General features: G+C 59.8%; 13 protein-coding genes. 2 read left to right on the top strand and 11 right to left on the bottom strand.

Annotated features, from left to right (window positions below):
- Window positions 1–20: 20 nt before the first annotated feature.
- The 6 genes from AC1DUB_RS02975 to AC1DUB_RS03000 all read right to left on the bottom strand — a co-directional run bounded on the left by AC1DUB_RS02975 (window position 21) and on the right by AC1DUB_RS03000 (window position 6,696).
- Window positions 21–1,223, bottom strand: a complete 1,203-nt coding sequence (locus AC1DUB_RS02975; RefSeq protein ID WP_477728228.1) for an ABC transporter substrate-binding protein — start codon at window positions 1,221–1,223, stop codon at window positions 21–23.
- Window positions 1,224–1,288: 65 nt separating this feature from the next.
- Window positions 1,289–2,335, bottom strand: coding sequence for a branched-chain amino acid ABC transporter permease (locus AC1DUB_RS02980; RefSeq protein WP_477728229.1), 1,047 nt, complete (start codon window positions 2,333–2,335; stop codon window positions 1,289–1,291).
- Entirely contained in the window at window positions 2,335–3,207 is an 873-nt protein-coding gene (locus tag AC1DUB_RS02985; RefSeq protein ID WP_477728230.1) for a branched-chain amino acid ABC transporter permease, read from the bottom strand. Before AC1DUB_RS02985 ends, AC1DUB_RS02980 begins: the two co-directional genes overlap by 1 nt.
- Window positions 3,204–5,105, bottom strand: coding sequence for an AMP-dependent synthetase/ligase (locus AC1DUB_RS02990; protein ID WP_477728231.1), 1,902 nt, complete (start codon window positions 5,103–5,105; stop codon window positions 3,204–3,206). The genes AC1DUB_RS02985 and AC1DUB_RS02990 overlap by 4 nt, the downstream gene beginning before the upstream one ends.
- Window positions 5,102–5,908: an ABC transporter ATP-binding protein gene (locus tag AC1DUB_RS02995; protein ID WP_477728232.1), complete on the bottom strand. Its 807-nt coding sequence runs from the start codon at window positions 5,906–5,908 to the stop codon at window positions 5,102–5,104. The genes AC1DUB_RS02990 and AC1DUB_RS02995 overlap by 4 nt, the downstream gene beginning before the upstream one ends.
- Window positions 5,905–6,696, bottom strand: coding sequence for an ABC transporter ATP-binding protein (locus AC1DUB_RS03000; RefSeq protein WP_477728233.1), 792 nt, complete (start codon window positions 6,694–6,696; stop codon window positions 5,905–5,907). The genes AC1DUB_RS02995 and AC1DUB_RS03000 overlap by 4 nt, the downstream gene beginning before the upstream one ends.
- Window positions 6,697–7,067: 371 nt before the next feature.
- Here AC1DUB_RS03000 and AC1DUB_RS03005 point away from each other — a divergent pair, with 371 nt between their 5' ends.
- Window positions 7,068–7,856, top strand: a complete 789-nt coding sequence (locus AC1DUB_RS03005) for an enoyl-CoA hydratase/isomerase family protein (protein WP_477728234.1) — start codon at window positions 7,068–7,070, stop codon at window positions 7,854–7,856.
- 15 nt (window positions 7,857–7,871) lie between these two features.
- Complete coding sequence (locus AC1DUB_RS03010; protein WP_477728235.1) at window positions 7,872–9,089, top strand: acyl-CoA dehydrogenase family protein; 1,218 nt, start codon at window positions 7,872–7,874, stop codon at window positions 9,087–9,089.
- A gap of 373 nt (window positions 9,090–9,462) precedes the next feature.
- On the opposite strand, the gene AC1DUB_RS03015 is transcribed toward AC1DUB_RS03010, so the two are convergent.
- The 5 genes from AC1DUB_RS03015 to dhaL form a co-directional block, all read right to left on the bottom strand.
- Window positions 9,463–9,861 (bottom strand): hypothetical protein, encoded by a 399-nt coding sequence (locus AC1DUB_RS03015; RefSeq protein WP_477728236.1) that lies wholly within the window; start codon window positions 9,859–9,861, stop codon window positions 9,463–9,465.
- Between the two features lie 46 nt (window positions 9,862–9,907).
- Window positions 9,908–10,651 (bottom strand): hypothetical protein, encoded by a 744-nt coding sequence (locus AC1DUB_RS03020; RefSeq protein ID WP_477728237.1) that lies wholly within the window; start codon window positions 10,649–10,651, stop codon window positions 9,908–9,910.
- 605 nt (window positions 10,652–11,256) lie between these two features.
- Window positions 11,257–12,402: an ABC transporter substrate-binding protein gene (locus tag AC1DUB_RS03025; RefSeq protein WP_477728238.1), complete on the bottom strand. Its 1,146-nt coding sequence runs from the start codon at window positions 12,400–12,402 to the stop codon at window positions 11,257–11,259.
- Window positions 12,403–12,450: 48 nt separating this feature from the next.
- Window positions 12,451–13,434 carry a dihydroxyacetone kinase subunit DhaK gene (dhaK, locus tag AC1DUB_RS03030; RefSeq protein ID WP_477728239.1) on the bottom strand — a complete coding sequence of 328 codons (984 nt, stop codon included), beginning with the start codon at window positions 13,432–13,434 and terminating at the stop codon, window positions 12,451–12,453.
- Complete coding sequence (gene dhaL / locus AC1DUB_RS03035) at window positions 13,431–14,069, bottom strand: dihydroxyacetone kinase subunit DhaL (protein WP_477728240.1); 639 nt, start codon at window positions 14,067–14,069, stop codon at window positions 13,431–13,433. Before dhaL ends, dhaK begins: the two co-directional genes overlap by 4 nt.
- Window positions 14,070–14,091 lie beyond the last annotated feature (22 nt).

Raw genomic sequence — 14,091 nt, forward strand, 5'->3', positions numbered from 1 at the left:
GCGCAGCGCGCTATTTGGTTTTAGTAGGCGATGAAATCAGTCAGCGACTTGACGGTACCGCTCTTTGGATCCGTCTGGAACAGCTTGATCGGCAGGACAGCCTGGGCTTTCGGATTGTCAAACGACACCGGGCCGCTCAGTCCCCCGGTCGAGAAGTTGTGAAGCTTGTTGAGCTCGTTGACGACACAGACACGCGTGACGTTCGCACCGCAGCGGCGCACACCTTCAGCAAAGACCAGCGTACCCACATAGCCACTTACCGTGTAGCGGTTGAAGTTGGCGTAGTCGTCCGCACTCAGGTACTTCTTGGCCTTTTCCATCAGGGCAAGGCCGGCCGGGTCATAGTTTGACGTGTAGTAGTCAGGAATGAGGTACCGGTAATCTGACGGTGCGGCCAGCTTGACTGCAGCAGGAAGTTGCCCTGCCCACAGGGTACCCAGTGTCACGTCCATGTTCAGGCGCCGGAACTCCGACATGATGGAGGCTGATTCGGTGGTGAGCGTACCGAGATATACGGCGTCGACACCTTTGTCCTTAAGTGTCAACACTTCCGCAGAAAAATCCTTGGCGCCGCGCTTGAAGGATATCTCCGCGACGCTGTTCAGGCCGTACTGCTTGACCGCCTTGAGATAGCCGGCAAGGAGGGCTTTGCCGAAGTCATCGTCCTGGTAGAGGATGCCGTACTTACCGCCCTTCTTGTTCATTTTCTCAACCATGTAGCGTATTGGTACATAGCCTGCATAGTCGTAGTCCGGGCCAATCATGAACACGGTAGGACGGCGCGGTGTAACCACAGCAGGGTTTGGCGCCATGTGGACAATTGTGGGAATCTTGGCTTCTTCAATGGTTGGTAGCATGGCTACCATATGGGAGCTGCCCGTGGTACCCGTGAGACCGAATACCTTGTCGGAATCAATCAACTTCTTGACCGAGGAAACCGAGCGTGCCGGCACATAACCGTCATCTTCATAGATCGCACGAAGCTTGCGGCCGTTGATGCCGCCGTTCGCGTTGATCTCGGCGATGGCCAGCTTGGAGCCGGCAGCACCCGCCTTGCCGATCAGTGATGCCGGCCCGGACATCGGCTGCACTTCACCGATCAGGATTTCCGTTGCCGTCACGCCGACATCCTGCGCCGCAGCAGTCATGGCAGCTCCTGCCGCGAGTGCAATGAAAGACCATTTTGCGAAACAGTCGATTGTTTTTTTAAGTTTTCTACACATGTTGTCTCCTCTAGAAAAACGCTGACGCCGGGGAATTCCGGATCCATGCGAATGTGTTGGGCGACTCACTGCGACAGCGGCCATTGAACCCAGAACCTTTTTGACTTGCGCCAGATGCCGGCCATGCCTTCGGGCTCCAGCCGCAGGAAGAGCAGGATGACGATGCCGTACATCATTCCCTTGATCTCATAGATGCGGTCAGCCATCAGGGTCTTGAAACTGTCACCTGCCGCCGCGAAGCCAATATTCAGGAGTTCAGGCAGAAGCAGGATGAGCGCGGTGCCGAGAATGGCGCCGTGGATGCGCCCCATGCCACCGACGATGACCATGGCCAGCGCCTCGATGCTGATAAGGATGCTGAACGTATCCACGTTGATAAAACGCGTTTGTAGCGCCACCATCGCCCCCGCCACACCGGTATAAAACGCGCTAACCATGAAGGCAAGCAGCTTGTAGCGCATCAGGTCAATGCCCATGGCCCGTGCGGCGATGTCATGGTCGCGCAGTGCAAGCCAGGCCCGACCAATGCGCGAGCGCATCAGGTTGAGGGTGATCAGTACAAACAGCAGCAGCAGCGCCAGGGCTGCATAATAAAACCGCACGTCGCCCTTGAACGGAAAACCGAAGACAGTCAGCGCGTCCACCGGCATCCCGGCCGAGCCGCGTGTGATGCCCTCGGCGAACAGGACAATGTGGCGAACGATAAAGGTGAACGCCAGCGTCGTGATGGCCAGGTACAACCCTTTCAGGCGCAGCGACGGTATGCCCACCACCAGGCTGGCCACCGCAGCCACCAGGCCGGAGACAAACACGGCGAGCAACGTCGGCAACTTGTAGTCGGTCGTCAGGATGGCCTGCGCATAGGCGCCTATCAGCAGGAAGCCGGCATGGCCCAGCGAGATCTGCCCTGCCACGCCGGACAACAGGTTAAGGCCGAGCACGCCGATGGACGCCACAAAGATGGCGGTCAACATGTTAAGACCGAAGGAACCGAACAGCATCGGCATCAATGCCAGCACCAGGACGCCGATGGCGGCCCAGACCCACGCCGTGGGCTGGTTGGACAGGGCCACCAGGCCGGCGTAGGAGTTTTGATAAGTACGGCTACGCATCAGACACGCTCGATTTCACGTTGACCAAATAGACCATAGGGCTTGACCATCAACACCACGACGATGAGAACAAACCCCGCGATTTCCTTCAGGCCCCGGCCGAGGTAACCCCCGGCCAGGTTTTCCACCACGCCGATCACCAGGCCACCGAATGCGCCGCCAACGACAGAGTCGAGCCCGCCCAAAATGGTTGCGGGGAATCCTCGCAATCCCATCTGGGAAATTTCAGGTTCCAGGCTGAACATCAGGCAGAACGCCAGACCGGAAAATGCGGCAAACACCGCTGACAGAGCCCATGCAATCGCGCTGATGCGCTTGACGTTGATGCCCATTAGCAGTGCCGTGGTTTCGTTGTTGGAAGTCGCGCGCATCGCGATGCCGACGCGTGAGCGGCGAAAGAAAAGCCACATCGCGAGCGACAGCACGGCCAGCGAGACCAGTGAAAATATCTGCCCGGGGTATAGCGCCATGTCGCCGAAACGGATCACCGCATTGCCAAACGGCCGGGGGAAGGCGGTGGGCTCAACACCCCAGATCAGGATGACAAAGGAGCGAATGACCACCGCCAGGCCAATGGTCACCATGACACGCGAAAACATGGGTTCACCCAGCATGGGGCGGATGAAGGCCCATTCAATCAGCAGGCCCAGCATGATGGATGCGGCCAGCACACAGGCCAGCAACGGGATGAAGGCCATGCCGGGAATGCTGGCGAAGGTGTAACTCATGTAGGCGATCAGCATCATGACCTCGCCCTGGGCGAAGTTCACCATGCCGGTGGCGCGATAAATGATGGCAAAACCCATGGCGACCATGCCGTACAGGGTGCCGATGACCAGCCCCGACATCACGAGGTTCATGAAATAGTTCATGCGGCTTCCTTGGTTGGGCCATAGATTTCGCTGATCTCGGCAGCGAACTTCTTTTCGATCACGTTGCGGCGGACCTTCATCGTGGCGGTCAGTTCGCCGTCGTCATGGTCGAGCTGCTTGCGCAGGACGACAAACTTCCGGATGTTCTCGACGCGCGAGAAGCGCTCATTCACGCGGTTGACGTCTTCAGCGATGAGTTCTTTCACGGCATCCAGACGCGCCAGTGTCTCGTAGGTGGTGTAGGCCATGCCGCGCTCCTGCGCCCACTTGCCGACGGTGTCCAGGTCGATCTGGATCAACGCCGAAACGAAATGCCGACCATCCCCGAGCAATACGGCCTCGCTGATATAGAGGCTTTCCTTAAGGGTGTTTTCAATTAGCGATGGCGTAATGTTCTTGCCTCCGCTGGTAATGAGGATGGCCTTCTTGCGATCTATGATCTGCACCTGACCAGTGGCCTCATCGAGTTCGACCACATCGCCTGTACTGAGCCACCCATCGGTAAAGGCCGCCGCTGTGGCCTCATCATCGTAGAGGTAGCCATTAAAGACGATCTGGCCACGCAGCTGCAACTCGCCGTCTTCAAGGACGCGTTGCTCCACAACGCCCGGCAAAAGCGGGCCACACCAGCCAAGGCGCGACATGTTTCTTGACTGGGCATGGCTGGCGCCGCTGCTTTCCGTCATGCCGTAGATCTGGAAAATGGGTACGCCCAAAGCACGGAAGAACAGGATGACCGAAGGTGAGATGGAGGCGCCGCCTGTCATGGCGATCCAGGTGCGATCCAGTCCAATGCTGGCCAGCAGGTTGCTGAAGACAGTCACCCGCAGCAACCAGCCAATGAAGGCGTCGCGCGCATTCACGGGTTTTCCGCCATTGGCGATGGTGCGCTCCGCAATCGGCGTGGCGATGGCCAGCGACTTTTTGAAAGCCCATTGAGCCAGCGGACGCGCGTCGCGCGACTTGATCAGGATTTCGTACTGCAGCTTTTCCCAGATACGCGGGACACCGAAGAAAAAGCTGGGCCCGATCTCGCGCAGGTTCTGCGTCACTGTGTCAATGGATTCGGCAAAGTACACCACCGAGCCGTACACCAGCTGCATCACGGGCGACATCAGGCGCTCGGCCACATGGCACAGCGGCAGGTAACACACCACGGACAGCGACTGTCCCGCAAAGCCCTGAACCGTGCCAAGCGCCCAGGCATCCGAGACGATGCCGCGGTGCGAAATGCGCGCGCCCTTTGGCATGCCGGTGGTGCCGGAGGTATAGACGATGAGCGCGTCCTGTTCGGCAAGCAGGCCGTCAATTGACCGCTCAAAGGCTTCAACCTGCGCCGGTTCACCCGAAAGCCTGAGCCCCTCCGCGAGCGCATCCGCAAAGGAGGTAAGGCAGGTGTCGGTGTACTGCCGCATGCCCTTCCAGTCGACCGTGAGCACCCGCTGCATGTCGGGCAACCCGCCGTCGCGCTGCATGGCAATCAAAACCTTGTCGGTCTGTTCTTGGTCGCCGCAAACGGCTATCCGCGCTCGGCAATGCCGGGCAATGTACTGCAGCTCCGGCCAAGGGTTGGTGGGATAGATGCCGACGGTGACCCCGCCCAGCGACTGCGCAGCCAGGTCGGCAAAAAACCATTCGGGCGTACCGTCGGAGGCAATGACCAGCTTGTCGCCGGCACCAAAGCCCTGCGCCCTCAGGAACAGCGCAAACGCACGCACCTTTTCAAAGTAGCCCTGCCAGGTCGTGCCCTGCCAGATCCCGCGAGTCTTTTCCCGCAGCGCAATCTGGCCCGGCATATGGCGTGCCCGGTGGCGCAGCAGTGCCGGCATGGTGGCCAGGCCCTCGGCCACGCCCGGCGGCAACTGCATGTCGGCGATGGCGAAATCGGGGCGGCTCATGCGTTGGTCTCCGCATCCTGGCCGAGGTAGGCGGCGATCACGGCAGGGTCTTTCGAGACGGTAGCAGGCGTGCCGTCGGCAATCTTGCGGCCGAAGTTGAGAACGCACACATGGTCTGAAATATCCATCACGATGCCCATTTCATGCTCGATCATCATCACAGTCACGTTGCGTTCCTCGCGGATGTCGAGGATGAAACGTGCGATGTCTTCGGTCTCTTCCTGGTTCATGCCGGAGACCATTTCATCCAGCAGCAACAACTTGGGCTGCATCGCCAGCGCACGGCCCAGCTCAACCCGCTTTTGCAGGCCGTAAGACAGTGTGCCGACGGGAAGCTCGCGTATGGATTCAATTTCCAGGAACTCGACAATCTCCTCGGCGATTTCCCGTGCGCTGATTTCCGCGTTTCTTGTCGCGCCCCAGAACATAGCAGCGCCAAAAATCCCGGTCTCCAGCTTTGAATGCATGCCAGTCAGGATGTTGTCGATCACCGTTTCATGCTTGAATACCGCCAGGTTCTGGAAGGTGCGGGCCAGCCCGCGTTTGGCCAGCTTGTGCGCCGGCAGATCGGTGACGTCTTCGCCGTTAAAGGTCACGCAGCCAGTCGTCGGCTTGAGCAGACAGGAAGCCAGATTGAACAGCGTGGTCTTGCCGGCGCCATTGGGCCCGATAACGCTGCAGATATCGCCCGGCATCACGCGCAGGTTAATGCCACTTAGCGCTTCCAGGCCGCCAAACCTTTTGGAGACGCCAGAGAATTCAAGAATGGGCGCGAAGGCCGCTGAACGGATGCTGTTGTTCATGACAGCCACCTCTTGCGCCGTTTGTAATGTTTGATGTCGCGCATGCTACGACGTTCGCCGCCGTCCTGTACGCCGAGATAAAACTCCTTGACGTCATCGTTGGCCAGCAGTTTTTGCGGCGTGTCGTCCAGTACGATGCGCCCCCGCTCCATGATGTAGCCGTAGTCGGCCACCGAAAGTGCGAGCTGCGCATTCTGTTCGACCAGCAGCACTGTCAGACCGCGCTCGTCGCGCAGCTGGCGTATGGCCTGGAATATCTCGGTGATGATCTGCGGCGCCAGGCCAAGCGAAGGCTCATCAAGCAGCAGCATTTTGGGTTCGCCCATCAGGGCGCGGCCTATGGCCACCATCTGCTGCTGGCCACCCGAAAGGTAGCCGGAAACACGATGCCGATGGGCCTCAATCGCCGGGAACATTTGAAAGATGCGGGCCATGGCGGCGGCCGACTCGCTTGCGGGCCGGGCGTAGCCACCCATGAGCAGATTTTCTTCCACCGTCAGCGTATCGAAAAGCCGCCGGCCTTCGGGCACCTGCACCAAGCCCAGCCTGACGATCTCGTGCGGCGGGAGCTTGCCGATCTGCTTACCGCCATAGGCAATGACGCCGCCAGTGATTTCGCCTTCTTCGGGATACAGCACGCTGCTGATGGCCTTGAGGACGGTGGACTTGCCCGCGCCGTTGCTGCCCAGCAGCGCCACAATGCGGCCCGCGCCGACTTCCAGCGACACATCGCGCACAGCCTCGACTGCGTGGTCGTAAAAGACCTGCAGGTTGGTAATGCTCAGCATGCACTTAGCCGGATTGGACCGACAACACTGACGAATGAATTCATGTCTCTCTCCACGATGCTTTTGCAGCACTCTGCGCCTTGAACTGGCCGGCCTTAAAAAAAGTGCGCCGATTGCGGATAACCCGGATTCTGGAACTTTAGGAACCTAGCGCCAATGAATTATGAGGCTAACTCAAAAATAACTCCACTCATGGATTTCCCTGAGATAAAAAGGAAATTGCGCTTAACTTCCCCTTGAAATTCTTAATAACTAGTGCTTACCCTATCTCTCTTTGGGATCAATGGTGTTTACATATTGACTCTTTTTAAAGGAAATTTGAAAATGGGTCAAATTATGAAATCGATGATGTTTTTACCTGCTGCGTACGCATGAGCACTGACAAATCCGTACTCATGGTGCAGCAGGGCGCGGTGGCCACCCTGACGCTGAATCGCCCGGATCGGCTGAATGCGCTGGACCATGAAATGGCGGGTGAACTGCTCGCGGCCATTGAAGCTCTTGGCCAAAATTCTTGCGCGCGAGTGCTTGTGCTGCGTGGCGAGGGCAAGTCATTTTGCGCTGGCGGAGACGTGGCGGCCATGCATGCGCACCGCGACGACCTGCCGGCTTTCATTGAGAAAACCATCAGCCCGTTTCATGCCTGTATTCTGGGATTGCAGCGCTTGCCCATGCCGGTGCTTGCGTGTGTGCACGGCGCGCTGGCGGGCGGCGGTTTTTCACTCGCCATGGCCTGTGATTTTGTGGCGGCAGCGCGGTCTGCCCGCTTTGTCGTGGCTTACCCCAGACTGGGCGCGCCTGCGGATGGCGGCCTAAGTTTTTTCCTGGTGCAGCGCCTTGGCGCTGCAAGAGGCCTGGAGGCGCTGACGACCCGCGGCCAGTTCACTGCGGAGCAGGCCTTGCAACTGGGCCTGGTCAACCGAGTGGTCGATGACGACCGCCTTCAGCAGGAAACCGATCAATGGATCAGCGACATGCTGGCCCTACCGGAGCAGTCATTGCGGGAGCTCAAAACCCTGGCGGCGGCGCAGTCCGATGCCGCGCTCGATGCACACCTGCAGCGGGAGAAGGCGGCGTTTCTCCGGTGCGCCGCCACGCCGGACTTTGCGGCGCGCGTGGCTGCCTTCGCGCAAAAGCGGACTGCTCATCAAACACATTAACCACTTGAAAATCCTATGACCCACTCCACAAGCTTCCCCACTGACACCCAGGCCGGTTCCGCCATGCAGCGTTTTTCGGGCCTTTCGAATGACGAACAAAGCGTGCTGGACGACGCCGACCGTTTCGCGCGGCAGGAGCTCTACCCGCTGTCGCAGCGCATGGACAACGAGGAGTGGTGGCCTGAAGAGGCCTTCGCCCTGATCGGCAAGACGGGCTACTTCGGCATCACGGTGCCCGAGGCTTACGGGGGCGCCGGGCTGGACATGTTCACCAGCGGCCTGGTGCTGCAGGCGTTTTCAAGGTGGAACCACGCGCTCGCACTCAGCTGGGTGGCGCATGAGAACCTGTGCCTTTACAACATCTACCGCAACGCCAATGAAGAGCAGCGCAAGCGCTATTTGCCCGGCCTGTGCAGCGGCAAAACTGTGGGTGCGCTGGGACTGACCGAGCCCGGCGCCGGGTCGGACGCGCTGGGCTCCATGCGCACCACCGCCACGCTCGACGGCGGTGACTACCTGCTCAACGGCAGCAAGATCTATATCACCAATGGCCCGGTAGCCGATGTATTGCTGGTCTACGCAAAAACCAACCGCGAAAAAGGCGCCAAGGGCATTTCCGCTTTTATCGTCGAGAAGGACTACCCCGGCTTCAAGGTGGCACAAAAACTCATCAAGATGGGTTTTCGCGGCAGCCAGACGGCCGAGCTAGTGTTTGACAACTGCAGGGTGCCGGCGGCGAACCGCGTTGGCGAGGAAGACACTGGCGTGGAGATCGTGATGAGCGGGCTGGACCTGGAGCGGGCCATGATCGCGCCGATTTGCCTGGGGATTTCCGAACGGGCGTTGGAGCTGTCGCTGGAATATGCCCAGACCCGACAGCAGTTCGGCAAACCCATCGCCAGCTTCCAGATGATCCAGTCCAAGCTGGCCGACATGTTCGTCTGGGTTGAAGCGATGCGCGTGTTCACTTACCAAGCCTTGCGCGCCGCAAATGATCTGGAAGTCGGTGGTGGTGGCCGTGGCGACATCCACAAGATCACGGCAGCTTCGGTGATGTTTGCTGCCGAGACCATGAACAAGGTGCTCAACGAAGCTGTGCAGATCCACGGCGGCTCGGGCTACATCTGGGAGTCAGAAGTCAACCGCCTTTACCGCGCCATCAAGCTGCTGGAGATTGGCGCCGGGACGACGGAAGTGCGCAAGATCATTATCAGTGGCGAGATGATGCGTTAGACACATTAGCTTCGGTTTGAGGGTAATTCATCGGTTGTCACGCGGTCGGGCGCAGCTTCACACTTGAACTCTGCTCCAAATTTTCTTCGGGTGTTTCCCATCTATCACTCCCCTCGCCTTTTCAGCGTTTAAGAGAGTGTCCGTTATTTCAGGGGACGCCCACTCGTCTCGACTTACGCCACACGCGGCGCGCTGGCCAAGCGTGCGCCAAACACCAATTGCGCCTGCAGTTACGGTAAATGGGTGTTTTGGTAAGTAGGAAAACAGCCCACAGTAGCACCAAAACTCCCTATGCGCGGCCGTTGGCACCTAATCAAAAGCAAGGCAGGACAACTGCCGCTAAACGCTTTCGCTGCCTGCCCTCGCCCGGCACCTACTGTGCGCGCCCCTTTACCAGCTTGGGCCAAACGCGGTCTGCGCTTTTAAAACCCAGGCCTGCCTTAAATACGCCCTGAACCGTACGAAAGGCACGTTTCTGCCCATCCACGTCCATCGAGCTTTTGATATCGATACCGGTAGCAGCGAGGATGAGAGTCATCGTACGTCCGGGCGACTGGAGCAGGTTCATATTCCCCACCCAAAGCCAAATTAGCATCGTTGCCACCACGGGGGCCGCAAGCAGCGCTACGCCATAGTCGGCCAGCGGTAGGGGTTTTGCGGCTGCAGGCACTGGGCTATCAACCTCTACTAATGACCCGCAATGCTTGCATTTTTTGGCATCAACGAGGATTTCTTCTGCGCAAAAAGGGCAGCGTTTTATAGCTTCAGACATGATGGTTTCGATTGATTATTTCGGATGTGTTTGTCCAGGAGGTTTTTCAAGACAAGGGAGCGAGGCACATAGCTCGCATCACGGCGATGGTGCTGCTGCTGCCGTTTACCAGCTTGACAGTGCGGGTGCTGGTCTGTGTCGCGTATCCCTTAACCATTGCGCCTACTCTGATTTCCTCGCCATCAAAAACACGAGCCCCCTTTCCGACGACCAAGATCGTGTTGTCGGGCGGGCTGAATGCCAGTTGAAATAGGGCCGGCACCTTGCCCGAGAGAAGGATGTTTTCTCCATCAATTTGGGCGACAACACCAAAATACTGACCAACGCCTTTAGGTGATTGATACGCCGCGGCCATGACAGGGGCAAGCAGTGCTTCCGGCGTGTCATGGCCTTGTGTGACCATGTATTGCGCGCAATTTGTAGGGACGCGTTTACCGGAGCGCAGTTCGGCGACGACGACGGCCCGCTCATCCGCTTCTTTCTTTTTCTGGCGCGTTTGGTTGTCGGCCGTTTGCTGATCGCTGAATTCCTTCTGCTGCTGCATTACCAGTCGGTTACGCCGCACAAAGTCTTCGCGGATCGGTTGGCTCTGCTGCAGGCACTTCGCTTGCAATTGGTCGTAGCCTGAATTAAGGACGCGGCTGTATGCGCGGTATGCCTGCATTTCGTCCATGCAGAATTCATCGCTGGCGATCAGATGTGGCTTCGTTAGGTCCAGCTGCTCGTAGCGCTTACGTATGCTGTTGAGAATGGCCGCTAGGTTCTCTGGGGTATCCAGGTCATTGTTCATTGGCCCCCTACGTTGGTTTGCCGACGGCGTTGGTTGCTGCGCTGTGCCTTGGCTTGGCTGGCGTCAGATGCGTCCCTCGCAAAAGCGGTTCAATTTCTGGCTTGGCTTAACCAGCAGTTTGGTGCTACGGCACGCGGCAGGCACCTAGCGGCGCTTCGGCGGCAAATCCAATCGGACGTGTCGGCCCATCTTATTCAACACCGCAAGGAGATCATTCATACCGCAGCGGTGCGGGTACACAAGCAGGGCCTGCGATGGTCACCTCGTTAGCGGTTTGAGTGGTACGGCAGAAAAAAGACTGCGCTGCGGCTGCCTTATACCCAACAAATCTAATGATTGGGCGGCCGGTATAAATGCGCCGAAAGAGGGAACTGGTGCTTATATTTTCAGCTAACTGTAGCGGGGCACGACGGGCGCGGGTTACGCCTACTTGCAACGCCTGTTGCTAACAAAGTTATGCACAGCTTTTGTTTATAACCCTTACCGTGCCGCCCATAGCGGCACGCCACTTTATGCCCATGCGGTTTGCAGCCGGGGGTGGGCGTGGGCAACCTTTTTCAACCGAGTGGCGCACCAGTTCCGGGCTGGGTAACCGCCGCATCCCGCTATTTCAAAAACTTCAGCTGCTTCGAAACCACCGTCAGCTCCACAAACGATGAGGCACTTCGCGTGACGCTGCTGAAGGCCAAAGGGAAGCCGCTGAAGTTCAAGGCCGGCATTTGTTCCAACGCCGTGCCCAAAGCCGCGGCGCTCGGCTCACGGGGTTTTGCCCGCTTCAAGGCCTCCGTCAGCCAGCGGGCGGCAATGTAGCCTTCCATGCTGGCGAAGTCGGGCCTGACCTGACTGGCGGCGCAAAAGCCCAGGAACTCGCGTGAGATCGCTGTGGTGCCGCCCCACGGAAACGGCACGACCTGGGCCACGGATATTCCGACTGCGAGCTGACCCAGCTGATCGAGCAGCACCTGTCCACCCACGGTGGACACGGTGTAGAAACTGCCGCCGAAACCAGCCTTGCGCGCAGTCCGCACGAAAGCCGCACTGGCGCTCGGGTTGGCCGCCAGGATGATGGCTTGGGGATTGGCTGCAACGAGTGCCGCCACGGCCGGGCCCACGTCGGTGCTGCCCCGGGAAACGCTGGCGCTAACGCTGCTGGCGAGCTTGGCAGCATCGGCCGCCTGGACAAACGAATCCCTGATCTCCCATCCCGCCGATTCGTATTCGAACAGCAGTGCCACCCGTGTGATGCCGGTGGAACTGGTATGCCGGATAATCTGGCGGATTTCGTCGCGGTGGCCGGCACGCAGCAGGTACACGTTGGTGTTGTCGCGTTGCCGCAGCACGTCCATGCCGCTGACCGGCGCGATGAAAGGCACGCCTTCTTCCATCGCTCCCTGCATTCCTTCGCGGTTGGCACCTGGCCCAGCGAAGCCGAAGAAACCGGCGACTCCGTGCGTGCTGGTCAGGAGCTTGGCGTTGGTGGTTGCACGCTCAACCACGCCGCCGTCATCGAGCGTAATGAGTTCGATGCGATAGCCCCCCGCGCCGCCCTGGCTGTTGGCCAAATTGAACCATCCCAACGCGGCGTCGCGGAACTGTCGCCCCACCGCACCGTTGGCGCCCTTCAGCGCGGTCGACTGGCCCAGCCGCACAACGCCATCCGCGGATGGCTTCCCGGTCGCGAGGCCCAGGGTCGGCCGCGACAGCCCGGCCGCCGCCGTACAGGCCAGCGTAATGGCCTTTCTTCGGTTCATTGAGATGAGTCTCCTTTTTTTTTGGCGGCCCGGGACGGGGCGGCCGACCTACCAGCGCAGCGCAGCCGTGTGCACAGGCGCATCCCACAGGGATTTCATTTCCTCGTCCAACAGGGTGACGGTCAGCGAGGCGCCGGCCATCTCCAGCGCGGTCGTGTAGTTGCCGACCAGCGACCTTGCCACCGTCAGGCCCTGGCCCTCAAGCAGTTGATTCGCGCAGTGATACAGCAGGTAAAGCTCGATCAGGGGCGTGCCCCCGAAGCCGTTGACGTGCAGCAGAACCTCTGAGCCGGGCTTGGGCTGCAGGTCGCCCAGGATGGCTGCCATCAGCTCGTTGACCAGTTCCTGCGCAGGGCGCACCAGCCCGCGCCGGCGCCCGGGCTCCCCATGGATGCCCACGCCGAATTCCATCTCATCCTCGGCGATATCGAAGGTCGCCCGCCCCGCCGCCGGCACGGTACAGCTGGTGAATGCCACGCCCATCGACGCGGTACGGCTGTTGACCCGGTCTCCCAGGTGCTTGCAGGCGGCCAGGTCGGCGCCGCGCTCCGCAGCCGCGCCCACCAGCTTTTCCACGATCAGCGTGCCGGCCACGCCGCGCCGCCCGGTGCCGTGGGTCGAACGCTCCACGGCGACGTCGTCGTTGACGAGCACGGTCGCGCAGGGCTGCTGCATCATCTCCGCGGCCATCTGGAAGTTCATCACGTCGCCCGCGTAGTTCTTGACGATGAACAGCACTCCCTTGCCCCGGTCCACCGCCGCTGCGGCGGCCAGTATCTGGTCCGGCGTCGGCGAGGTGAACACCTGGCCGGGGCAGGCCGCATCGAGCATGCCTGTGCCTATAAAGCCGCAGTGAAGCGGCTCGTGGCCTGAACCACCACCGGATATCAGGGCCACCTTTGGTTGCGGCAACTGCTTGCGCGTGACGAACGTTGGATCCAGGTGCAGGGTCAGCAGGTCTCTGTGCGCGGCGGCCAGTCCTTGCAGCGATTCCTGCAGCAGTTGCTCCACATCGTTGACGAATTTTTTCATGATGCTGCTCCGACGGTCAGCATGTCGCACACAGCGAACAGCGCGACCTGACTGGTCTTCGCACCGGGGTCGATATGCCCCAGGGCGCGCTCGCCGAGGAAATGGGCCCGGCCTTTGGTCGCGATCATGTCGCGGGTGGCCAGCATGTTGAGCTCCGCTTCTTCCTTGAGGCGGGCACACAGTGTGTCAAGGTCGCATCCCTCGTCGGCCAGGCGCAGCAGCAGCCGCGAGGCGGGGATGAGCACGTCCAGCATCGTCTTCTCACCCAGGTCGGCTTTGCCGCGGCTCTTGATGGCTTCGACGCCTGCGGCCAGGGCGTGCGCGAAGTGCTTCGCATCCGGCTCGACCGAGCCTTCCAGCTCCCTGCCCATGGAGATGAAGAAGCTGCCGATCAGCGGCCCCGAGGCGCCGCCTATGGTGCTAAGCAGTTTCATTCCGATGCGGTTGAACGCTTGCGCCGGCGACAGCGGCACCAGTTCGGGCGTGATCGCTGCGATGGCTTCGCAGCCGCGCCGTACGTTGATGAAGTGGTCGCCGTCGCCGATGGCACGATCCAGCGATTCGATCTGCTGCTCGTTGGTCAGGATGGCGGCATGTACCGCCTGGGCGGCCGTAATGATGTCTTGAGTGTTCATGGGGTTGGTCTCGTTAGGAATA

The sequence above is a fragment of the Polaromonas sp. P4_F9 genome (genome assembly GCF_056401235.1).

Bases quoted from the DNA above. Each gene is read 5' to 3' on its own strand.
- AC1DUB_RS03010 (WP_477728235.1), top strand. From the start codon at position 7,872: ATGACCCACTCCACAAGCTTCCCCACTGACACCCAGGCCGGTTCCGCC.
- AC1DUB_RS02995 (WP_477728232.1), bottom strand. From the start codon at position 5,908: ATGAACAACAGCATCCGTTCAGCGGCCTTCGCGCCCATTCTTGAATTC.
- dhaK (WP_477728239.1), bottom strand. From the start codon at position 13,434: ATGAAAAAATTCGTCAACGATGTGGAGCAACTGCTGCAGGAATCGCTG.
- AC1DUB_RS03020 (WP_477728237.1), bottom strand. From the start codon at position 10,651: ATGAACAATGACCTGGATACCCCAGAGAACCTAGCGGCCATTCTCAAC.
- AC1DUB_RS03005 (WP_477728234.1), top strand. From the start codon at position 7,068: ATGAGCACTGACAAATCCGTACTCATGGTGCAGCAGGGCGCGGTGGCC.
- AC1DUB_RS02985 (WP_477728230.1), bottom strand. From the start codon at position 3,207: ATGAACTATTTCATGAACCTCGTGATGTCGGGGCTGGTCATCGGCACC.
- dhaL (WP_477728240.1), bottom strand. From the start codon at position 14,069: ATGAACACTCAAGACATCATTACGGCCGCCCAGGCGGTACATGCCGCC.
- AC1DUB_RS02990 (WP_477728231.1), bottom strand. From the start codon at position 5,105: ATGAGCCGCCCCGATTTCGCCATCGCCGACATGCAGTTGCCGCCGGGC.
- AC1DUB_RS02980 (WP_477728229.1), bottom strand. From the start codon at position 2,335: ATGCGTAGCCGTACTTATCAAAACTCCTACGCCGGCCTGGTGGCCCTG.
- AC1DUB_RS03025 (WP_477728238.1), bottom strand. From the start codon at position 12,402: ATGAACCGAAGAAAGGCCATTACGCTGGCCTGTACGGCGGCGGCCGGG.
- AC1DUB_RS03015 (WP_477728236.1), bottom strand. From the start codon at position 9,861: ATGTCTGAAGCTATAAAACGCTGCCCTTTTTGCGCAGAAGAAATCCTC.
- AC1DUB_RS02975 (WP_477728228.1), bottom strand. From the start codon at position 1,223: ATGTGTAGAAAACTTAAAAAAACAATCGACTGTTTCGCAAAATGGTCT.
- AC1DUB_RS03000 (WP_477728233.1), bottom strand. From the start codon at position 6,696: ATGCTGAGCATTACCAACCTGCAGGTCTTTTACGACCACGCAGTCGAG.